At 72.6% G+C, this 21,017-nt stretch carries 20 protein-coding genes; 7 read left to right on the forward strand and 13 right to left on the reverse strand.

What is annotated here, in order from left to right:
• The first annotated feature begins 38 nt into the window (after window positions 1-38).
• The 4 genes from KNO15_RS20120 (at window position 39) to KNO15_RS20135 (ending at window position 2,377) form a co-directional block, all read left to right on the forward strand.
• Entirely contained in the window at window positions 39-527 is a 489-nt protein-coding gene (locus KNO15_RS20120; RefSeq protein ID WP_241705600.1) for a DUF2087 domain-containing protein, read from the forward strand.
• Between the two features lie 242 nt (window positions 528-769).
• Window positions 770-1,186 (forward strand): hypothetical protein, encoded by a 417-nt coding sequence (locus KNO15_RS20125; RefSeq protein ID WP_241705601.1) that lies wholly within the window; start codon window positions 770-772, stop codon window positions 1,184-1,186.
• On the forward strand, window positions 1,180-1,398 hold the full coding sequence (locus tag KNO15_RS20130; RefSeq protein WP_208041206.1) for a helix-turn-helix transcriptional regulator: 219 nt from the start codon (window positions 1,180-1,182) through the stop codon (window positions 1,396-1,398). The genes KNO15_RS20125 and KNO15_RS20130 overlap by 7 nt, the downstream gene beginning before the upstream one ends.
• Before the next feature lie 10 nt (window positions 1,399-1,408).
• Complete coding sequence (locus KNO15_RS20135) at window positions 1,409-2,377, forward strand: NAD(P)-dependent alcohol dehydrogenase (RefSeq protein WP_241705602.1); 969 nt, start codon at window positions 1,409-1,411, stop codon at window positions 2,375-2,377.
• A 12-nt stretch (window positions 2,378-2,389) separates the two neighbouring features.
• On the opposite strand, the gene KNO15_RS20140 is transcribed toward KNO15_RS20135, so the two are convergent.
• The 6 genes from KNO15_RS20140 to KNO15_RS20165 all read right to left on the reverse strand — a co-directional run bounded on the left by KNO15_RS20140 (window position 2,390) and on the right by KNO15_RS20165 (window position 7,797).
• A complete protein-coding gene (locus KNO15_RS20140) occupies window positions 2,390-2,722 on the reverse strand; it encodes a CHY zinc finger protein (RefSeq protein WP_241705603.1) in 333 nt (110 codons plus the stop codon).
• Entirely contained in the window at window positions 2,719-3,330 is a 612-nt protein-coding gene (locus KNO15_RS20145; RefSeq protein ID WP_241705953.1) for an energy-coupling factor transporter transmembrane component T family protein, read from the reverse strand. Before KNO15_RS20145 ends, KNO15_RS20140 begins: the two co-directional genes overlap by 4 nt.
• Complete coding sequence (locus KNO15_RS20150) at window positions 3,324-4,025, reverse strand: energy-coupling factor ABC transporter ATP-binding protein (protein ID WP_241705604.1); 702 nt, start codon at window positions 4,023-4,025, stop codon at window positions 3,324-3,326. The genes KNO15_RS20145 and KNO15_RS20150 overlap by 7 nt, the downstream gene beginning before the upstream one ends.
• 625 nt (window positions 4,026-4,650) lie before the next feature.
• Window positions 4,651-5,769 (reverse strand): acetyl-CoA C-acyltransferase, encoded by a 1,119-nt coding sequence (locus KNO15_RS20155; RefSeq protein ID WP_241705605.1) that lies wholly within the window; start codon window positions 5,767-5,769, stop codon window positions 4,651-4,653.
• Between the two features lie 280 nt (window positions 5,770-6,049).
• Window positions 6,050-7,150, reverse strand: a complete 1,101-nt coding sequence (locus KNO15_RS20160) for an AMP-binding protein (RefSeq protein ID WP_241705606.1) — start codon at window positions 7,148-7,150, stop codon at window positions 6,050-6,052.
• Window positions 7,147-7,797, reverse strand: coding sequence for a biotin transporter BioY (locus KNO15_RS20165; RefSeq protein ID WP_241705607.1), 651 nt, complete (start codon window positions 7,795-7,797; stop codon window positions 7,147-7,149). Before KNO15_RS20165 ends, KNO15_RS20160 begins: the two co-directional genes overlap by 4 nt.
• Before the next feature lie 71 nt (window positions 7,798-7,868).
• On the opposite strand from KNO15_RS20165, the gene KNO15_RS20170 reads away from it, so the two are divergent.
• A complete protein-coding gene (locus KNO15_RS20170) occupies window positions 7,869-8,504 on the forward strand; it encodes a TetR/AcrR family transcriptional regulator C-terminal domain-containing protein (RefSeq protein WP_241705608.1) in 636 nt (211 codons plus the stop codon).
• On the opposite strand, the gene KNO15_RS20175 is transcribed toward KNO15_RS20170, so the two are convergent.
• Together KNO15_RS20175 and KNO15_RS20180 are read right to left on the reverse strand one after the other, a co-directional pair.
• Window positions 8,485-8,862 carry a DUF3566 domain-containing protein gene (locus tag KNO15_RS20175; RefSeq protein ID WP_241705609.1) on the reverse strand — a complete coding sequence of 126 codons (378 nt, stop codon included), beginning with the start codon at window positions 8,860-8,862 and terminating at the stop codon, window positions 8,485-8,487. The genes KNO15_RS20170 and KNO15_RS20175 overlap by 20 nt on opposite strands.
• A gap of 281 nt (window positions 8,863-9,143) precedes the next feature.
• On the reverse strand, window positions 9,144-9,776 hold the full coding sequence (locus KNO15_RS20180; protein WP_241705610.1) for a ScbR family autoregulator-binding transcription factor: 633 nt from the start codon (window positions 9,774-9,776) through the stop codon (window positions 9,144-9,146).
• A gap of 146 nt (window positions 9,777-9,922) precedes the next feature.
• On the opposite strand from KNO15_RS20180, the gene poxB reads away from it, so the two are divergent.
• Window positions 9,923-11,656: a ubiquinone-dependent pyruvate dehydrogenase gene (gene poxB / locus KNO15_RS20185; protein WP_241705611.1), complete on the forward strand. Its 1,734-nt coding sequence runs from the start codon at window positions 9,923-9,925 to the stop codon at window positions 11,654-11,656.
• A gap of 93 nt (window positions 11,657-11,749) precedes the next feature.
• Here the strand turns inward: poxB and KNO15_RS23420 are convergent, their stop codons facing one another.
• The 3 genes from KNO15_RS23420 to KNO15_RS20200 form a co-directional block, all read right to left on the reverse strand.
• A complete protein-coding gene (locus KNO15_RS23420) occupies window positions 11,750-13,519 on the reverse strand; it encodes an LCP family protein (protein WP_241705612.1) in 1,770 nt (589 codons plus the stop codon).
• Window positions 13,520-13,648: 129 nt separating this feature from the next.
• Complete coding sequence (locus KNO15_RS20195) at window positions 13,649-14,143, reverse strand: MarR family winged helix-turn-helix transcriptional regulator (RefSeq protein ID WP_241705613.1); 495 nt, start codon at window positions 14,141-14,143, stop codon at window positions 13,649-13,651.
• Window positions 14,144-14,169: 26 nt separating this feature from the next.
• Complete coding sequence (locus tag KNO15_RS20200) at window positions 14,170-14,724, reverse strand: hypothetical protein (RefSeq protein WP_241705614.1); 555 nt, start codon at window positions 14,722-14,724, stop codon at window positions 14,170-14,172.
• Window positions 14,725-14,823: 99 nt separating this feature from the next.
• Here KNO15_RS20200 and KNO15_RS20205 point away from each other — a divergent pair, with 99 nt between their 5' ends.
• A complete protein-coding gene (locus KNO15_RS20205; RefSeq protein ID WP_241705615.1) occupies window positions 14,824-15,405 on the forward strand; it encodes an NADPH-dependent FMN reductase in 582 nt (193 codons plus the stop codon).
• Window positions 15,406-15,500: 95 nt separating this feature from the next.
• Here KNO15_RS20205 and KNO15_RS20210 read toward each other — a convergent pair whose 3' ends face one another.
• Window positions 15,501-16,277 carry a DNA-formamidopyrimidine glycosylase family protein gene (locus KNO15_RS20210; protein ID WP_241705616.1) on the reverse strand — a complete coding sequence of 259 codons (777 nt, stop codon included), beginning with the start codon at window positions 16,275-16,277 and terminating at the stop codon, window positions 15,501-15,503.
• 7 nt (window positions 16,278-16,284) lie between these two features.
• Window positions 16,285-20,964: an ATP-dependent helicase gene (locus tag KNO15_RS20215; protein ID WP_241705617.1), complete on the reverse strand. Its 4,680-nt coding sequence runs from the start codon at window positions 20,962-20,964 to the stop codon at window positions 16,285-16,287.
• Window positions 20,965-21,017 lie beyond the last annotated feature (53 nt).

The following is a 21,017-nucleotide window of genomic DNA, read 5'->3' on the forward strand; positions in this document are numbered from 1 at the left end:
CTGCGTTCGTGTGCGGCCGGGAGCGGTACCGTGGCCGCATGGCCGAGAACGACTGGAAGCGGATGCTCGCCGCGCTTGCCAACCCCGAGACCCGTGCCGCGTTCGCGCGGGTGACGCTGGGGCTGCCGACCGAGGGAGGGGCACGCGGGGAGCGCGCGCTCGCGGCGCTCGCCGCGGCCGGGCTCGTGACCTCGTCCGAGAGCGGGTCGGTCGTGTCCGAGGCGAGCATCCGGGCGGCGCTCGCCGCGGGAGGCCGTACCCGCCCGACCGGCGTGCAGCGCTTCCTCGACGCCGACGGGCGCATCGATCGGTACCCGTCGGCACAGTCCGATCGGGAGGAGCTGCTGCGCTGGGTGGCCGACCGCGCCCTGACCCCGGGCGAGGTGGTGGGCGAGCGGGAGGTCACCGAACGTCTGGCGCGCTTCAGCGGTGACCCTGCGGCGCTGCGCCGCTACCTGGTCGACGCCGGCCTCCTGGAGCGGACCCCTTCGGGCTCCGAGTACGCGCGCGCCGAGACCACTCCCTGACGCGCCGGCCACGCCACGACATTCGTCACGAATCCCTTCTTTCGAGGCACGAAACGCGACATTCGTCACGAATCCCGTCATTCGTGGCACGAAACGCGACATTCGTCACGAATCCCTTCTTTCGTGGCACGAATCGCGACATTCGTCACGAATCCCCTGCTGCGATGTAAAGATTTATTGACTTGGAGTACGACTCGTTTTACACTCTCCATGTCTACAATTCTTGACATGCGAGGTGTGCGATGTCCGTCTCCTTCGATGAGAAGGTCGCCTGGGCCTACCTGGTCGTGGCCGTCCTGGGCTACGCCGTCTACCTGATCCTGCTCGGCGTCAACGGCCCCGGTGCCTACATCCCGCTGCTGATCGGCACGGTCGTCGGCGCCATCGTGGCCAACATCCTCGCCCGCATCGGCATCTCGATCGCTAACCCGCGGGAGGCCGACAAACGCGACCAGCGCGACCGCGAGATCAAGGTGTTCGGCGAGCGGGTCGGCCAGGCGTTCGTCGTCATCGGCGCGCTGGCCGCGCTCGTGCTGGCCCTGTTCGAGGCGCCCTGGTTCTGGATCGCCAACGCGGTCTACCTGGCCTTCGTCCTGTCGGCCGTCGTCGGCTCGATCGCGACCCTTGTCGCCTACCGCAAGGGCCTCCCGGCATGGTGAAGCCGACGCGCGTGACGAACAGCATCCGGGCGCTGCGATTCGGGGCGGGCGAGATGACCCAGGCCGAGCTCGCCGAGCGGGTCGGCGTCACCCGCCAGACCATCATCGCCATCGAGCAGGGGCGGTACTCGCCCTCGCTGGAGATGGCCTTCCAACTCGCGCGGGTGTTCGGGGTGCCGCTCGACGACGTGTTCCAGTACCCCGAGGAGTGAGGCGACGATCATGAGAGCAGTCGTGCAGGATGCGTACGGGACGACGGCCGCGCTCCGAGTGGAGGAGGTCCCGGTCCCCGAGGCGGGTGCGCGCGACGTGCTGGTGCGGGTGCGCGCGGCAGGGATCGACGCCGGCACCTGGCACCTCACCACCGGACGTCCGTACCTGATGCGGGCGATGGGCTTCGGGCTGCGGGGTCCCAGACCGCGCGTGCGCGGCCTGGCGTTCGCGGGCGAAGTGGAGGCGGTGGGCGCGGATGTTCACGACCTCCAGCCGGGCGACAGGGTCTACGGGGCCGCGGCCGGGGCGCTCGCCGAGTACGTCCGGGCGCCCCGTGCGGCGGTCGTGCGGATCCCGCGCGGCCTCGGCTTCGAGGAGGCAGCGGCGGTGCCGATCTCGGCCGTGACCGCCCTGCAAGCGGTGGCCGCCGCACACCTCGAAGCGGGCGACCGCGTTCTCGTGCTCGGCGCGGCCGGCGGGGTCGGGCACTACGCCGTCCAACTCGCCGTCGCGCGCGGGGCGCTGGTGACCGGCGTGTGCAGCGGCGGCAAGCTCGACCTGGTCCGCGAGCTGGGTGCGACGGACGCGATCGACTACACGACGACCGACCCGCTCGGCCTCGGGCGCATCTGGGACGCCATCATCGACATCGCCGGCAGCCGCCCGCTGGGCCTCCTGCGCAGGAGCCTCGCCCCGGAGGGCGCGCTCGTCCTGGTCGGAGGGGAGTCCGCCGGCAGCGTCCTCGGCGGAACCGAACGCCTCGCGGCCGCCGGCCTCCGCAACGCCACCACCCGGCAACGGCTGATCGGGCTCATGTCGCGCGAGCGCGCGGAGGACCTCGCCGAGCTGTCCGGCCTCATCGACACCGGCACGGTGCGCCCGGTCATCGACACCGTCTATCCGCTGGACCGCACGGCCGAAGCGATCGACCACATCGGGGCAGGGAGGGCGCGCGGGAAGGTCGTCGTGGTGATGTGAGGGTCGCCGGAATCACGGCACCTCGAAGTACAGCTCCGTGTGCAGCTTGCACCCCGGGTTGAACGCCGCACCGCACGCCGGGCACGCAGCCACCTCCAGGTAGTCGGTGATCGTCAGCGTCGCGGCGCACACCCCGCACAGCACGGCGCGCTCGTCGCGTTCGGCGACCGGCCACTGCCGTGCCGGGTGATCGGCCGTCTCGGCGTGGCAGAGGTGGCAGGGGTAGTACTCGCCGCAGCACGCGAAACGGATGGCGACGACGTCGAGTGGGGTTCGGTAGTGGATGCAGCGCGTCTGGTCGTCGACCGTCGGCCCGAGCACGTGCGGGCGGGAGACGGCGCTCATCGCACACCCCGCGCCGTCAACGCGTCGCCGAGCTCGTCCGCGTGCTTGAACGCCAGCACCAGGAACGGCACCGCGAACGCGCGCAGTCCCGCCCGGGCGCCGCGGGCGCGTTGCGCGTCGCGCACGTCGCGCGCGAGCCCGGCGAGCACGGGCACGGTGCTGAGGGTGACGGTGAGCAGCAGCGCAACCCTGGCCGGGTCGACGCGCAGTGCGGTCAGCGGGCGCAGACCGTGTTCGAGCGCGTCGAGGAGGTCGGCGACCCGGGTCGTGAGGACGAGCAGGGCGGCCAGCACGATCGCCGAGGTCACCCGGGTGGTGTTGGCGACCGCCGGTTCGGGGCCGAGGAACAACAGTTGGCCGGCGACGGTGATCACGATCACCCAGCGCACGGCGAGCAGTTGACGGCCGAGCTCGCGCATCCCGAGCAGCCCGTCGCCGAGACCGGAAGCGGCATACGCGAGCACCGGGACGATCGCTGCGACGGCCGCTCCGACCCAGGTGGCGGGAAGCAGCGACACCCCGAGCACGGCTGCGACGACCAGCAGCAGCTTCGGTCCGGCCGGCATCCGATGCAGGGGCCCGTTTCCCGGGCGGTAGAGGGTCAGCAGGGGAGGCTCCCCTCTGCCAGCAGGCGCTCGTATGCGGCCACGACCTCCGACGGCTCGCCGACCGCGTCGATGGTGCCGCCCGCGAAGAGCACAGCGGCGTCGCAGCGCGCCGCGAGCGACAGGTCGTGGGTGACGAGGACGAGGCGGTGGCCGGCGTCCTCGAGCAGGTGGTCGGCGACCCGGCGGGCGTTGCGGGCGTCGAGGTAGGCGGTCGGCTCGTCCGCGACGACCAGCTCCGGACGCCGCACGAACGCGCCGCACAGCGCGAGCAGCTGCTTCTGGCCTCCGGAGAGGTCGTGCGAGGGGTGGTCGGCGAGTGCGGTGAGCCCGAACCGGTCGAGAGCCTCCGCGACCCGGGAGGCGGTCGCCTCCCTGCCGAGGCGTTCGGGGCGGAGGGAGAACGCGACGTCCTCCTGCACGGTCGGCATGATGATCTGCGCGTCCGGATTGCTGAACACCACCGCCGTCCGCCGCCGCAGTTCGCCGGCCTGCCGGGCCGGATCGAGCCCGAGGATGCGCACCCCGCCCGCCGAGGCCGGCACCAGCCCGCCCAGGAGTCGCGCGAACGTGGACTTGCCCGACCCGTTCTCGCCGATCACCGCGACCGTACGCGCATCGAGGTCGAGGTCGACGTCGTGCAGCACGTCGACGTCGCCGAGACGCACCCCGACGCCCGTCAGGAGCAGCCCGCTCATCGCACCACCTCGAACGCCGGGCTCACGCCGTGCGCGCCGTGCGCGCCGTGCGCGAGGGGCACGTAGTTGCCCCTTCTGCGCCCGGAAAAGGGCGACGACGTGCCCTTCGGCCGCGCGTGCTGCGTGCTCGCCGCCCGACCGTGTGCAGCGCGGGTGGCCGCGTCGGCAGCGAGGGGCACGTAGTTGCCCCTTCCGCGCCCGGATAGGGGCGACGACGTGCTCTTCGACCGCACACGCTGTGCGCTCGTCGTCCCACCGTGTGCAGCGCAGCTGGCCGCGCCGCCAGCGAGGGCCACGTAGTTGCCCCTTCCGCTTCCGGAAAGGGGCGACGACGTGCCCTTCGGCCACGCGTGCTGCGCGCTCGTCGTCCCACTTCGTGCAGCGCGGGTGGCCGCGCCGCCAGCGAGGGGCACGTAGTTGCCCCTTCCGCGCCCGGATAGGGGCGACGACGTGCCCTTCGGCCGCGCGTGCTGCGTGCTCGTCGTCCGACCGCGTGCAGCGCGGGTGGCCGCGCCGCCAGCGAGGGGCACGTAGTTGCCCCTTCCGCGCCCGGAAAGGGGCGACGACGTGCCCTTCGACCGCACGTGCTGCGCGCTCGCGCCCTTCGGCCCCCGAGGAAGCCCGCTCATCGCACCACCTCGAACACCGCGGCAACGCCGAGCCCTCCGCCGACGGAGGCCGCGGCGACGCCGAGCGTGCCGGCCGGCGCGCCGCCGCGCACCAGCCGGCCGAACAGCCGGACCACAGCGACCGCGCCGCTCGCGCCCCACGGGTGGCCGAGGGCGAGGGCGCCGCCGTCCGCGCACACCCGCGGGTCGTCGTCGGCGACGCCGATGCGGTCGAGCACGGCGATGCTCTGCGACGCGAACGCCTCCACCACCTCGAAGGCCGCGATGGCGCCCACGTCACTCCCCGTAGCCGAAAGCGCCCGGAGGATCGCGGGTGCGGCGCCGAGACCCGGCAGCGCGGGATCGCCGCCCACGATGGCTCCCGCGCGCACGGCGAGGCCCGGCGCGGTCCCGGCGGGAGCGACGACGACGGCGGCCGCGCCGTCGCCGATGCGAGTGGAGGTGCCCGCGGTCAGCGCACCGCCCGGGAACAGCGCCGGCAGCCGGGGGAGGACCCGTTCCGCGCCGCCGACGGCGTCGTCGCGGTCGAGGCCGGCGACGGTTACCAGTTCGTCGGCGAAGCGACCGGCCGAGTACGCGGCGACGGCGCGGGCGTGGCTGCGGGCGGCGTGGGCGTCCAGCCGCGTGCGCTCGATCCCTTCGTGCGCGGCGAGGTCTTCGGCCGCGCGCACCATGTCGGGGTCGGGGAATCCGGCCGGCGCGAACGGCGCGCGATCGTACGGCACGCCGTCGATCGAGCGCACCGGTGCGGTGGAGGCGCTCTCCGCACCGCCGGCGAGCCGGGCCCTCCTGTCGCCTGCGCGGATCGCCGCCGCCGCGTCGAGGATGGCGGCGAGGCCGCTGCCGCACTGCCGGTCGACCGTGCCCCCAGGGACCGCCGGGTCGAGTCCCGCGGCGAGGGCGGCCAGCCGCGCGGGGTTGCCGCCCGGACCCATGCAGTTGCCCAGCAGCACGTCGGCGATCTCCACCGTCGTCCCTGTCGCCGTCTCGGCATCGTCGAGCGCGGCCCGCAGAACGGGGGCGGCGAGCTCGTGGACGCGCACGGCGGCCAGCGCTCTGCCCCGCCTGCCGATGGGCGTGCGGCGGGCGGCGATGACGACGGGTGCATCAGCCACGTGGATGCACCTCCCGAGCGAACTCGTGCACGCCCACGCCCACCGGCGCGGTCGGCGTGCAGCGGCAGGTGATGACGACGGGTGCATCAGCCACGTGGCTGCACCTCCCGATCGAACTCATGCACGCCCACGCCCACCGGCGCGGTCGGCGCGCAGCGGCAGGTGATGACGACGGGTGCATCAGCCACGTGGATGCACCTCCCGAGCGAACTCGTGCACGCCCACGCCAACGCCCACCGGCGCGGTCGGCGTGCAGCGGCAGGTGATGACGACAGGAGCCTCAGTCAACCCGACGCACCTCCCCGGCGAGCACTCGACGCAGCGCTTCCGCACGCGCCGGCTTTCCTGAGGCGGTGCGCGGCAGCGCCCCCTGGTACCAGCGCCGCGGGCGGTGCGCCGGTGCGAGCCGAGCGGAGGCCGCCGCGCGCAGCTCGGAGAGCGGGAGGTCGGCGCCGGACGGCTCGATCAGCGCCGCCACCAGCGCCCCGACGCGACCGGTCGGGAGACCGAAGACCAGCGCATCGCGCACACCGGGCAGGGCACGCAGCTCCGCCTCCACCTCGTCGGGGACGATCGTCGCCGACGCGCTGAGGATGGCGTCGTCCGCCCGCCCGAGCAGCCGCAGCCGTTCACCGCCCCCGTCGCCCGGCATGAGCTCCGCACGGTCGCCGACCGTCGCCCACGCTCCGTCCCGCCGCAGCGGGCCGCTCGCGCCCGCGTACCCCGAGGCGACGAACGGCGAGCGCACCCAGAGCTCACCATCGACGACGCGCAGTTCCACGCCGGGGAACGGGACCAGACCGTCGCCCCGGTCCACGGCGACGAACGACAGCTCGGCCGCACCGTAGTACGCGGTCACCCGGATGCCCGACTCCTCCGCGCGCGCACGCAACGACGGGTCGAGGTGCGAGCCGCCGACGAGGGCGGCGCGGAGCCCGGGCGCGGATCCCGCGTCGAGCACGCGGCGGAGCCCCTCGGGCGTGCCGTGGAAGCCGTCCGCCGCCGCGATGTCGTCGAGCAGCGGTCGCGGTCCTCCGCTGAGCGCGTGCGCCAGCGAGAAGAGCGTCAGCGACGAGGAGGCCGGAGCGGGGAGGGCGATAGCGCTCGCGGCTCCCATCAGATCGTCGACGGCGGCGAAGGACTCCTCCCACGACGCCCGGGTGCGCAGGACGACGCGGGGCGTTCCACTGCTCCCGGAGGTGAGGGTGGCCCAGCCGATGCCGTCGAGGTCGGCGCGCGAGGCTGTCGCGACGGCAGCCCGCAGCTGCTCGGGCGGCCTACGGGCGTCGAGCACCAGCGGCACCTGGCCTGCGTCGCGCGCCGATGCCAGTCGTTCGAGCAGCGCCGGGTCGTCGTCGCGCAGGGGGACGATCGTCGTCACGCGACCGGTGCGCCGTCCCGGTCGCGCTCGCTCACAGTGACGGCGACCGGCTTCGCGACCCACGTGCGCCGGAAGGCCCGCGGGTAGGCGCGCACGAGGGTGGTGACGACGGCCGTCGCGATCACGGCCTTCACCAGGTCGCCCGGCACGAACGCCAGGCTGGTGAGCGCGGTCTCGGCGAGCGGGAGTCGCGTGACGAGGCTCTGCACCGGGATGCCGACGGCGTAGACGACGAGGATGCCCCCGACGACCACACCGGCGAAGGTCCGCCAGGCGACCGGCTTGCGGTTGCCCCAGTGGACGATCAGCCCGATGACGACGGCGCCGGCGATCCAGCCGAACAGGTAGCCGGCCGACGGGCCGACGAAGACGCCGATCCCGCCGCGGCCCCCGGCCAGCAGGGGGAGCCCCGCTGCGACGAGCGCGAGCAGCACGCCCATGGACAGCGCGCCGAGCCAGGGTCCGAGGAGCGCGCCGGCGAGCATCACGCCGAGCGTCTGCGCGGTGATCGGGACGGCCCCGAACAGGCTGAAACCGCCGGGGAGGCCGAGCACGGCGACGAGCGCGGCGACGACGGCGACCCGGGCGACGTCGGTCGCATCGAGCCTGCGGGCGCCGCGTCGGAGGGTGCGGGAGGAGTCGGTCATGGGTCAGTCCTTCGGGGCGGGGCCGTCACCTGAACGGTGTTCACCTGAACAGCGTTCACTATAGTGGTGGCGTGACGGGAAACGAAAGCGGCCGCAGGCACACCCGCGACGACGTGGCGGAGACCGCGTTGCGCATCCTCGACGACTACGGCCTGCCCGACCTCACGATGCGCCGCCTCGCCGCCGCCCTCGACGTGCAGCCGAGCGCGCTGTACTGGCACTTCCCCAACAAGCAGACGCTGCTCGCCGAGCTCGCCGACCGCATCGTCGCGCGCGGAGCGGGCGCCCCGACCGACACGACCGCCTGGCCCGATCGCCTCCGCGCCGAGTCGGTCGCCCTCCGCGACGCGCTGCTGGCCTACCGCGACGGTGCGGAGGTCGTCGCCAGCACCTACGCCCTCGGCCTCGGCGATTCCGCGGCGCAGCGCCGGCTCGCGGCCGCCGCGGCGTCCGGCGGCTTCGACGCCGAGACCTCCGACCGGGCGGCCACGGCTCTCCTCCACTTCGTGCTCGGCCACGTCTCGCACGAGCAGCAGCGGATGCAGTTCGACAGCATCGGCGTGCTGGCGACCGGGGAGGCTGCCGACCCGTTGGATGCCTCGGACTCGGCGGCCGCCTTCGCGTTCGGCGTCGACCTGCTGGTCGGCGGGCTCGAACGGCTCGGCGACGAGAGCCGGAGCGGCCCGCTCAGTCGCTCCCGAACGTGACCTTCCAGCCGCCCACGACATTGGTGGCGAGGTTGAAGAGGGCGGCGAAGATCGCACCGAGTGCGGAGACGACGATGACCTCCAGCAGCGAGACCACCAGCGTGAAGGTCATCACGTTGCCGAACGTCAGACCGGCGACGAGTGCGGCGCCCTGCGCGCCGGCGATGCTCTCGAGGAAGCTGCTCATCGAGGACACCAGGCCGATCTTGTCGAGCACCGACCAGATCAGCAGGGTCAGCGCGACGGTGACCACCGCCAGCACCAGGCTGATCAAGAACGACATCTTCAGCGCGGACCAGAAGTCGATGTAGACCAGGCGCATCGACGCCCGTTTCTTCTGTTTCGTCCGTGCCGACATCGACGACCTCCCCATGGTGCCATTCCGTGCCGCTCTCGCGGCTCCCCACCCGCGAGTCTAACCGACGGGCCTGCGCAACCCCGGGGGCGAACGACCCGGTGAGGCCGGGAAACAAACCGATCGACCGGTTATGCATGTAATATGGACGGGCGGGGGCGAACGCCCGACCGACGTACATGCTTCGGCGACTGGGGGGATGTCGGTCGGGCGGGTCCCCGCCGCGTCACCGGTGCTCCCGCGTCGCCCGGCGAGGTCGCTCCGCCCGAATCACGCCGCCCGACTCACTCCACGATGAGGTCGGGCAGCCCGCGCAGCGCGTCGAGGCGGCCTTCCGCCGCGATGCCCGGCAGCAGGACGACCCACATCTCGCGCGCGCGTTGCAGAAGATCGGCGCGCGCGGTCAGGGTCGCCGACACCAGCTGCACGCCGGTGAACGCCGGCGAGGCGAAATGCGCGAACACGGCGGGATCGACGCTCTCCGCGACGTCGCCCTCGGCGATCGCACGCCGGATCAGCTCCTCGATCGCGGCGAACCAGTCCTCGTACGGCTCGACGACCGGCTGGTCGGCCGATGCCACGTCGGTGGTCAGGCGGATGCCCGCCTGCACGATGGGATCCCCCAGCAATTGCAGCGCGAGGCTGCGGCACAGCAGGATCAGCGTCTCGAGCGCCGGGCGGCCCTCGGCCGCGATCGCATTCGACGCGGCCATGGTGCGGCGGTGCTGCTCCTCGATCACGGCGAAGGCGAGCTCGTCCTTCGAGGCGAAGTGGAAGTACAGCGCGCCCTTGGTCAGCCCGGCCGCTGCGGCGATGTCGGCGATGGAGGCCAGGCCGTAGCCGCGCGCGCCGAAGACCTCGGCGGCGCCGCGGAGGATGGCGTCGCGCGTCACGAGGGCGCGGGGTTGGGTGACCATGACGGGAATACATTAATGCCGCGCACCTATGTGTGTGATGTGCGCGTTTGCACAGGACGGATCCTGACGCGGTCGCGGCCGCGGAGTAGCGTGAGGAGTATCGCCGCCACACCGACCGCCGCAGTGCCGACCGAGGAGGACGCCGCATGACAACCGTCGCCGACACCATCGTCCAGATCATCAAGGAGGCCGGGGTCCAGCGGGTCTACGGCATCCCCGGTGACTCGCTCAACGGGTTCACCGACGCGCTGCGCCGCTCCGACGGCATCACCTGGGAACATGTGCGCCACGAGGAGGCCGCCGCCTTCGCCGCCGCGGCCGAGGCCGCGCTCACCGGCGAGCTGGCCGTCTGCGCCGGCAGCTGCGGGCCGGGCAACCTCCACCTCATCAACGGGCTCTTCGACGCCAATCGCAGCCGTGTTCCCGTGCTCGCGATCGCCGCGCAGATCCCCGGCCCCGAGATCGGCAGCAGCTACTTCCAGGAGACGCACCCGCAGGACCTGTTCCGCGAGGCGGCGGTCTACACCGAGCTGGTCAGCTACCCCGAGCAACTGCCGCGCGTCCTCGAGATCGCGATGCGCACCGCGATCGAGCGGCGCGGCGTCGCCGTCGTGGTCATCCCCGGCGAGGTCTTCCTCAAAGACAGCGTCGGCCGTCGGCCGTCGGCCCCGATCGTCTACAGCCCGCGCGTGACCAGGCCGGCGGACGCCGAGCTCGCCGCCGCGGCCGACATCCTCAACAGCGCCAAGCGCGTGACCATCCTCGCCGGCGCCGGCGTGGAGGGCGCGCACCCGCAGCTGATCGACATCGCGGGCGCCCTGCGCGCTCCCGTCGTGCACGCGATGCGCGGCAAGGAGTTCGTCGAGTACGACAACCCCTACGACGTCGGGATGACCGGCCTCCTCGGCTTCTCCTCGGGCTACCGCGCGATGGAGGCCTGCGACGCGCTGCTGATGCTCGGCACGGACTTCCCCTACCAGCAGTTCTATCCGTCCAAGGCGAAGATCATCCAGGTCGACATCCGCGGCGAGAACCTCGGCAGGCGCACGCCCATCGACCTCGGGCTGGTCGGCAGCGTGAAGGACACGGTGGAGGCGCTCCTGCCCCTCCTGAAGGAGCGAAAGGACACCAAGCACCTCGACTCCTCCCGCTCGCATTACCTGAAGGCCCGCAAGAGCCTCGACGACTTGGCCGTCAACGACCGCAACCGCACGCCCATCCACCCGCAGTACGTCGCCCGGCTGATCAGCGAGCTCTCCGCGGAGGACGCCGTCTTCATCCCGGACGTCGGCTCTCCGGTGGTCTGGGCGGCGCGCTACCTGCGGATGAACGGCTCACGACGGCTGATCGGCTCGTTCAACCACGGCAGCATGGCGAACGCGCTGTCGCAGGCGGTCGGGGCGCAGGCGGCGTTCCCCGGGCGTCAGGTCGTCGCGCTCGCCGGCGACGGCGGCCTCACGATGCTGTTCGGCGAGCTGCTCACGCTCGTGCAGAACAAGCTCCCCGTGAAGATCGTGGTCTTCAACAACTCCTCGCTGAACTTCGTGGAGGTGGAGATGAAGGCCGCGGGCTTCGTCAACTTCGGCACGGGCCTCGAGAACCCGGACTTCGCGCGCGTGGCGGAGGCCATCGGCATACACGGTCAGCGGGTGGAGAAGCCGGACGAGCTGGAGAGTGCGCTGCGCACGGCGTTCGCGCACGACGGCCCTGCCCTGGTCGATGTGGTGACCGCGCGTCAGGAGCTCAGCATCCCGCCGGCGATCACCGCAGAGCAGGTCAAGGGGTTCACGCTCTACGCGCTGCGCACGATCATGTCGGGCCGCGGCGACGAGCTCATCGACCTCGCCGACACCAACGTCTTCCGCCGTCTCTTCGACTGACCCGTCTCCCGTCTCGCAGCCATCGCTTCCTCACTTTCTCCCGCGACACGCCGCGTGAGAGCGGGAGAAAGTGAGGAAGCGATGGCGCGGGGGTCAGTTGATGCAGACCTTGGAGTCGTAGTTGGTGCCCACGCCGGTGGGGGTGGGCGACGGCGCGGGAGCGGTGGGGGCGGCGCCGGTGGAACCGCCGGCGCCGGGGGCCGTGGGCATCAGTCCGTCGTCGCCGAGCACGACCGTGACGCCCTTCACGCTGCCGCTCTGCTGAACCGCGGCACCGGGGAGCAGTGCGGCGACCGCCTTGGCCTGCGACTCCTGGCCCTTCGGGTACTGGATCGTCGTGGTGGCGGTCGTGTCGGCGTCGCCGGGCGTTCCGGTCTTGAACCCGGCAGCGGTGAAGGTCTGGGTCGCCGTGCCCGCTGCACCGTTCTGGCTGCCTCCGTTCAGCACGGTCACCGTGGTGTCCCCGGGCTTGGCCGCCGTCGCGCTGTCGTACGCCGACGGGACACCCTCCAGGCTCTGGACGAACGCCGGCATCGCCGCGGTGTCCACCTGCACGATCGAGAGGTCCTGGCCGTCGACCGTGATGGTCGGCGTGCCCGAGATCGGGATGGTCGCCGACTTGATCTTGCCGCCGGTGAGGCCCTGCAGCTGCGCCGCGAGCTGGAGGAAGTTGAGGCCGGGGTCGGTCTCGAGCGAGCCGCTCACGGCATCCAGCGTGGCGGTCAGCTTGCCCGGGTTGAGCAGAGTGCCCGCCGACAGGAACTTATGCGCCTCGACCGACAGGAAGTACTGCTGGCGCACGACGCGGTCGAGGTCGCCGCGGGGGAGGCCGTGGCGCTGACGCACGAACGACAGCGCCTGCTTCGCGCCGAGCGTCGAGACCCCGGCCGGGAAGTTCGCGCCGGAGTACGGGTCGTTCACGGCGTTGTTGAGGCACACCTCCACCGGGCCGAGCGCCTGCGCGATCGTGTAGAAGCCGAGCAGTGAGACGCGCACGTAGTGGTCGATCGTCAGTCCGGTGAGATCCTGCACGGTCTGGATGAGCAGCTTGGCGCCGCTGGTCGGGTTGCTCCCGCCGCCGCCGAGCGAGAAGGCCGCGTTCAGCTTGTTCATGCCGTGACCCGGCACGTTCACCCAGGAGTCGCGGGGGAGGGAGACGAGGGTCGCGGACTTCCCGTTGGCCGGGATGTGCAGGATCATCATGGTGTCCGTGTTGGTGCCGCCGCCGTCCTGCGTGGTGCTCAGCTGGTTCAACTGCGCCTGGGTGGCGTTGTCGGGCCGGTGGTCGTCGCCGACGAGCAGGATGTTCTGGGTCTGCCCGTTGCCGGGGGACGCGATCACGTCGACATGGCTCACGCCGCCCACGAAGCGGAAGTAGCTGTACGCCGCGTAACCGCCGACGACCACGAGCAGCACGGCGAGGGTTCCGGCGGTCCAGGCGATGATGCGCTTGGCGCGGCGATGTTTGCGCGGGCCCTTCCCGCCACGGCCGCCGCGGCCTCCCGTGCCGCCGCCGCCACGGCCGCCGCCTGTGCCGCCGTCGTCGCCGAAGCCGCCGTCTCCCGGCGCAGGGGCCGGCGAGCCGGAGAGCCCGAACAGGTCGAGGGCGGGGTCGTTCTGCGCCGCGCCCGCTCGGCCCGCTGCGCCGGCGCCACGCGCCGCGGCACCCGCGGCGGCACCTCCGGCGGCGGCTCCTGCGGCGGCCGCTCCGCGACCCGATGGCACGCCGGACGCCGGCCGCGTCGCCCGCACCGGCCGGCGCGGATCGGCTGCGGGCACGCGTCCGTAGACCTCGGTCGGCGGCTCGGGGCGCTCGCGGCCGTCGGCGGAGTCGTCTCCAGCGGGGAAGTTCGGGCGTCGCACACGAGAACGCTAGAGTGTGCGGCCTGCGAACCGGCTGGTTTCCGGCGGTGTTGCCGGGAATGGCCAGCGGATCCGGCAGCAGTTCTCAGCGCGCTCACGGGTACGGGTTAGCCGGGGCTGCGAGAACCCTCACGGTCCGGGGTGGGGCTGCTCCTCGTCCATGGCCTCGGTCATCCGGCGCGAGATCGCCAGCAGCTCGTCCTGCTGAGCGTCGCTGAGGGCGTCGAACAGGATGCGCCGGATCGTCGCGGTGTGCTTGGGAAGAGCGCGGACGACGACCCGGCGGCCATCGCCGCTGAGCCGGATCCAGGTCGCCCTGCGGTCCTCGGCGCAGTCTTCGCGCTCGAGGAGGCCGCGCGCCGCCATGCGGGTGACCTGGTGCGAGACCCGGCTCTTCTCCCAGCCCGTCAGAGCGACCAGGTCGCGCACGCGCAGCCGTCGCCCCGGCGAGCGGACGAGCGCCATCAGCACCTCCAGTTCGGAGATCGAGATGCCGTCGTCGCGCTGCAGCTGTGCGTCGAGGGCGCGGTCGAACCCGCGCCTCATCAGGTAGAAAGTGTGGAAGAGCTCTTCTTCGGCGGCGCTCAGCTTGCGCGGGTCGGGGGTGGTGCGCAGGGTCGCCATACACCATCCTTGCACGCGCCACGAGGTCAGTGGGCGAGCTGCTCCAAGAACACGACGGCCACCCCGAGCAGCACGATGCCGGCCAGCACGATCAGCTGCTTCCACCCCGCGAGGCCGGTGCGCGAGACGGCGATCCTGGCGATCACGGCGAGCGACGCGATGAGCGCGGCGATGGCGACGACGACGGCGGTGCGGGCCTGCATCACGCCGAAGTAGGCCAGCGCCAGCACGATGACCGGCACGGCGAGCACGGTGAGGGCACGGGAGGCGACGGCGATCATGTGTCGGAACTCGCGGGCCGACGGCAGGGTGTCGTGCACGATCATGTGCGACACGAGGTCGGAGGCGAGCCCGGCGAGCAGCACGCCGACCACGGAGATGATGAGCGTCCACAGCACAGTCGGGGAGTCGAGGTGCTCGCCGTGCGCGTTGAGCGCCATCAGGATGGCGAGCGCCGTGAAGGTCACGTAGATGCGTTCGCGCAGCCGGTCGCCGGCCTCCTGACGCTCCTGCTGGGTGGCGTCGCTGGGAAGGTGTGCGTCGTCGGGCTGACGGCCGGTGCGGTCGCGCGGGTGGGACATGCCGCGAGCCTAGCGGCACGCCGCCGTCGAGGGCGGGGAATAGCGGAGGGTCAGACCGGGTTCGCGAACGGTGACACGTCATCAAACTGAAAGGCTGACATGACCAGGATCGCCATCATCATCGGCAGCACCCGCCCGGGCCGCAACGGGGAGTCCGTCGCCCGCTGGGTGCTGGAGCACGCCGAGAAGCGCGACGGCGTCGAGTACGAGCTCGTCGACCTCGCCGAGTGGAACCTCCCGCACCTCGACGAGCCGATGCCGGCCGCAGCGGGACAGTACGCCAACGACCACACCAAGGCGTGGGCCGCCAAGATCGCCGAGTTCGACGGCTATCTGTTCGTCACCCCGGAGTACAACCACAGCACCTCCGGCGCGCTCAAGAACGCGATCGACTTCGTGGGCTCCGAGTGGTACAACAAGGCGGCCGGTTTCGTCAGCTACGGCGTCTTCGGCGGCGCCCGCGCGGTGGAGCACCTGCGCCTGGTGCTGTCGCAGCTGCAGGTCGCGACCGTCAGTGCGTTCGTCGGGCTGAGCCTCCAGCACGACTTCGAGAACTGGTCGCTCAAGCCGACCGCCGCTGCGGAGGCCGGGCTCACCCCGGTCTTCGACCAGCTCGAGTCGTGGTCGGCCGCGCTCGCGACGGTGCGCGATGCCGCCGCCGAGGAGGACGTCGCCGCGTAACACGCGTCTCCTCCCGAGGGGCACGCCCTCACGAGGGGCACGTCGTCGTCACTTTCGCGCCGCGAAAGCGACAACGACGTGCCCCTCGCTTCGACTCAGGTCTGGCAGGTGGGGCAGAAGTACGTGACGCGTTCGTCCAGCTCGGTGCGGCCGAGTTCGGAGCGGTGCACGAGCGTGCCGCAGCGCAGGCACGGGCGGCCGTCGCGACCGTACACCCAGGTCGTGCGGCCGCGCCGGGTGTCGCCCGTCGTGACGCGCACGGCGCGGTCGCGGTTGGCGACCAGCATGCGCCGTGCCAGATCGACCGCCGCGGGGACATCGACCTCACCGACCGGCCGTGTCGGCAGCATCCCGCGCACGAAGCAGATCTCGTTGGCGTAGACATTGCCGACTCCTGCGAGGTTGCGCTGGTCGAGCAGGGCGACCGCGATCGGCGTCCCGGGATGCGCCTCCACGCGCCGCACCGCCTCCGCGGCATCCCAGTCGGGGCCGAGGAGGTCCGGTCCGAGATGCCCGACGGCGGAGTCCTCCTGCGCGCGAGGGATCACCTCCAGCACCCCGAGCAGGAATCCCACGGCCTGCGACTCCGCCGTGCGCAGCACCGCCCGCGCCTGGAAGGCGGGATGGCGCCACCGGCCGCCCGGCGGATACACCTCCCACGATCCCTCCATCTTCAGGTGGCTGTGGATGCTGTACCCGCCGACCCGGATCAGCAGGTGCTTTCCGCGGCTGACGACCTCCTCGACCCGCTGCCCGCTGAGAGCGACCGTCGCGTATGCGGGAACCCGGAAGTCCGTCTGCGTGAGCGTGCGCCCCGCCAACGCGCGCCGCAGGCGCACGGCGGTCTGGAAGACGGTGTCACCCTCGGGCATCCGGCGATCACCCGCGCAGGCGCAGGCCGCGCGGCGTCGGGAGGAACCCGGCCTCGCCCAGCGCGACGCCGAGCGCAGAGCCGAGCACGGACGCACCGTTGACTGTCTCGATGGCGAGCTTGTCGACGCGACGGGAGGTCACCAGCCCGGCCAGGGCCCGCGACGCCGCGAGCAGCGCAGGCCGTTCGGCCTCGTTCGCCTGGTCGACGAAACACAGCAGGCTCTTGCCGCCGCGCTCCACGTACAGCGTCAGCTCGCCGTCGACGAGGGCGACCAGCGCCCCCGCCTTGCGGCCGGGGCGGTGCCCGGTGCCGCCCTCCACGCCACCGCCCGCCGCGGGCACCGACGGCCAGGGCAGCGCTGCGCCGTAGGCGTTCGCCGGGTCGGTCGCCGCGATCGCGAGCGCCTCGAACGGCCGGGGCTGCGTGTGGTCGCGTGCGAAAGTGCGGAGGCGGTCCACCGTCGGGCCACTGGCGAACTGGGCGGCGCCGAGCGTCTCGACGAAGTAGCCGCGCCGCGCCCTCCCGGTGTCTTCGAAACCGCTGAGCACCTTGTATGCGAGCGCGAAGCCGCCCGGCGTGCCTTCGTTCATCACCGAGCCGCGCGTCACCACGCCGTAGCGGTCGAGCAGCGTCTCGGCCTGACCGTGCGCGCGGACCGTGGACTCCAGGTCGCGCTCCGGGAGCAGCGACCAGCGCCCCGCCACGGTCGGGGGTCCCATCCGGGTGACCATCGCCGACTGGCGGGGCGCTCCCACCCGGCCGCGGTACATGCGCGAACGGGTCGGCTGCCGTGGGCGCTTGTGCGCGCCTCCGCCCGCGCCGGTGACGGTGCGCAGCGGCGCCAGCGTGTCGTTGGTCACGAGCCCGGACCAGACCAGGTCCCACAGCGCGGTCACGAGCTCCGCGTCGTCGATCGCCTCGCCGCGCTCGGCACCCAGCGTGTCGGACAGCTGGCGGAAGAAGTAGCCGCCGCCGCGGGCCAGCGCCGCCAGGACGCCGCGCTGCAGGTCGTCCGGCTCGCGCTCGGCCGGCGGGGCGAGGGTGAGCGGCGCCGCGTCGGCGAGGTGGAAGCTGATCCACCCGTCGTTGCCCGGGAGGGCGCCGTCTCCCGACCAGATGACCTCCCCGGTGGCGGTGAGCTCGTCGAGCATCGCCGGGCTGTAGTCGGACACCCGGGAGGGCAGCACCAGCGACTCCCAGGCGGAGGCGGGGATGCGCGCGCCGGCGAGCTGCTCGATGACCGAGGCGACCGCGTCGACCCCGCGCAGCGTCGAGCCCAGGTGCTGCCAGTCGCCGAGGAACCGGGCGAAGGTCGCGGTCTCGACCGGCTCGACCTCCTGGCGCAGCGCCGCGAGCGACATCCGGCGCAACCGCCGAAGGACCTCGGCGTCGCACCACTCCGAGCCGTGCGCGTGCGGACGGAACTCGCCCTCGACGACCCTGCCGTCGTACGAGAGACGCCGGAGCGCGTCCTGCACGATCGCCGGGCCCAGCCCCAGCGTCGCGGCGAGTTCGCCGATCTCGAACGGGCCGTGCGTGCGGGCGTAGCGGCTGACGAGGTCGCCGAGCGGGTCGTCGACCGGCTCGATGAACGCGACGGGGACGCCGATCGGGAGCGGGACGCCCAGGGCGTCGCGCAGGCGGCTCGCGTCTTCGATGGCCGCGTAGCGCTCGGTGCCGGCGTAGGTCACCGCGAGCGCCCGCTTGGCGTCGACCAGCGCGGCGAGGTGCGCGGCTGCGGCCTCCGCGGTGGCGTGCAGGGGAGCGGCGTCGTCCGTCTCGGCCGATTCGTCGGCCGGCCCGGTTTCGGCGCTGCCCTGCAGCCGCAGCGCGACCTCCTCGACCGTCAGCGGCCCGAGCAGCCGCAGGAGGTCGGCCACGCCCTCCTCGCCCCGCACCCGTCGGTCGGGGTCGAGCCTCTGCAACTGCAGCTCCACGCGCTCGATCACCGCAGGGTCGAGCAGCTCACGCAGTTCGGCGCGCCCGAGCAGCTCGGCGAGCAGCCCGGCGTCGAGCGACAGCGCCGCCGCCCTCCGCTCCGCGAGGGGGCTGTCGCCCTCGTACATGAACGCGGCGACGTACCCGAACAGCAGCGAGCGCGCGAAGGGCGACGCGGTCTCTGTCGCGGCCTCCACGATGGTGATGCTCCGCTGCGCGATGCTCTGCGCCACCTGGTCGAGCGCAGGGAGGTCGTAGACATCCTGCAGGCACTCCCGGACCGTCTCCAGGATGATCGGGAAGCTCGGGTACTTGCGCGCGACGTCGAGCAGCTGCGACGCCTTCTGCCGCTGCTGCCAGAGCGGCGACCGCTTGCCCGGGTTGTACTTGGGCAGCAGAAGTGCGCGGGCGGCGCACTCCCGGAACCGCGACGCGAAGAGCGCGGAACCGCCGACCTCCAGCGTCACCAGCACGTCGAGCTCGGCCGGTTCGAAGACGAACAGCTCGCCGCCCGGTGGCGTGGATTCCGTGTCGGGAATACGCACGATGATGCCGTCGTCGGCCGCCATCGCCCCAGCGTCGATCCCGTACCGCTCGCGTACCCGCGCCTGCACGGCCAGCGCCCACGGCGAATGCACCTGCATGCCGAACGGGGAATGCAAGACGACCCGCCAGTCGCCCAGCTCGTCGCGGAACCGCTCGACCACCAGCGTCCGGTCGGTGGGGAGGTGACCCGTCGCCTCCTTCTGCTCGCGGAGGAACGCCAGCAGGTTGGCCGTCGCGAAGGCGTCGAGCCCGGCCTCCACGCAGCGCAGCTCGGCGTCGGCGGGGGAGGCGGCGCCCAGCTCGCGCACGAACGCGCCGACGGCGGCGCCCAGCTCTGCCGGCCTGCCGAGGCCGTCGCCCTTCCAGAACGGCAGGCGGCCCGGCTCTCCGAAGGCCGGAGTCACCAGCACGCGGTCGTGCGTGATCTCCTGGATGCGCCAGCTCGTCGAGCCCAGTGCGAACACGTCGCCCACGCGCGACTCGTAGACCATCTCCTCGTCGAGCTCGCCGACGCGGCTCGCCCGCTCACCGACCATGAACACGCCGAACATGCCGCGGTCGGGGATGGTGCCCCCGCTGGTCACCGCCAGCCGCTGCGCACCGGGGCGGCCGGTGAGCGTGCCGGCGTCGCGGTCCCAGACGATGCGCGGGCGCAGCTCGGCGAACTCGTCGGACGGGTAGCGGCCGGCGAGGAGGTCGAGGGTGGCGTCGTACGCGCTCCGGGGCAGTGTGGCGAACGGCGCGCTGCGGCGCACGGCGTCGAACCACTCGTCGGCGTCGAGCGGCTCCAGCGCGGTCGCCGCGACGGTCTGCTGGGCGAGGATGTCGAGCGGGTTGGCCGGGACCTTCAGCGTCTCGATGAGGCCGCCGACCATCCGCTCGGTGGCGACAGCCGAGTGGATGAGATCAGCCCGGTGCTTGGGGAAGACCACGCCGCGGGAGACCTCGCCCACCTGGTGGCCGGCGCGGCCGACACGCTGCAGCCCGCTCGCCACAGAGGGCGGCGCCTCGACCTGCACCACGAGGTCGACGGCGCCCATGTCGATGCCGAGCTCGAGGCTGGAGGTCGCGACGACACAGCGCAGCCTCCCCGACTTGAGGTCGTCTTCGATGAGCGCGCGCTGCTCCTTGCTCACCGAGCCGTGGTGCGCGCGGGCGAGCACCAGCGATTCCGGATCGGCGACGGCGGCGGAGCCCTTGGTCTGGCCCGAGCCGCCCATCAGCTCGGCGGGAGGTCGCGGTGCCGGGGCGACGCCGGCCTCGCCGCCGAGCACGCGCTCCTCGTAGATCTCGTTGAGCCGGGCGGTGAGCCGCTCGGCCAGCCGCCGCGAGTTGGCGAAGACGATCGAGGAGCGGTGCTCGAGCACGCGGTCGACGATCGCCTCCTCCACGTGCGGCCAGATCGAGCCGGCCTGTGGGGCGGAGCCGTCGTCGTTGCCGCTCGCGAACGTCGAGGTGCCGAGCTCGCTCATGTCTTCGACCGGCACGACGACGCGCAAGTCGAATCGCTTGCCCGCGGGCGGGGCCACGACCTCAACCGGTGCCCGGCCGCCGAGGAAGCGCGCCACCTCCTCCGCCGGTCGCACCGTCGCAGACAGTCCGATGCGCTGGGCGGGCGCCGGCAGCAGGGCGTCGAGGCGCTCGAGCGAGAGCGCGAGATGGGCGCCGCGCTTGGTGGCGGCGACGGCGTGCACCTCGTCGACGATCACCGTCTCGACGGCCGCGAGCGTCTCGCGCGCCTGCGAGGTGAGCATGAGGAACAGCGACTCCGGCGTCGTGATCAGGATGTCGGGAGGCGACGCGACGAGCGCGCGGCGGTCGGCCGACGTGGTGTCGCCCGAGCGCACGCCGACGCTCACGTGCGGAGGCTCGGCGCCCAGCCTCCTCGCGGTCTGGGTGATGCCGACCAGGGGAGCGCGCAGGTTGCGCTCGACATCGACCCCGAGTGCCTTGAGCGGAGAGATGTACAGGACCCGCGTCCCCGGGCGGTCGTCGGGCTTCGGCTCGCTGCTCGCCAGCCGGTCGATCGCCCAGAGGAAGGAGGCGAGCGTCTTGCCGGAGCCGGTCGGCGCGATGACGAGCGCATGCCTGCCGTGCGAGATGGCCTCCCATGCCCCGGCCTGCGCGTCCGTGGGCGCGGCGAAGGCCCCGCGGAACCATTCACGGGTCGCGGGGGAGAACCGGTCGAGCACGTCGCTCATCGACTCCATCCTGCTCCCCGCCACCGACAGGGGCCAGTCGGAGCACTCTCGCG

Source organism: Leifsonia shinshuensis, from assembly GCF_022606355.1.
Classification (GTDB): domain Bacteria; phylum Actinomycetota; class Actinomycetes; order Actinomycetales; family Microbacteriaceae; genus Leifsonia; species Leifsonia shinshuensis_B.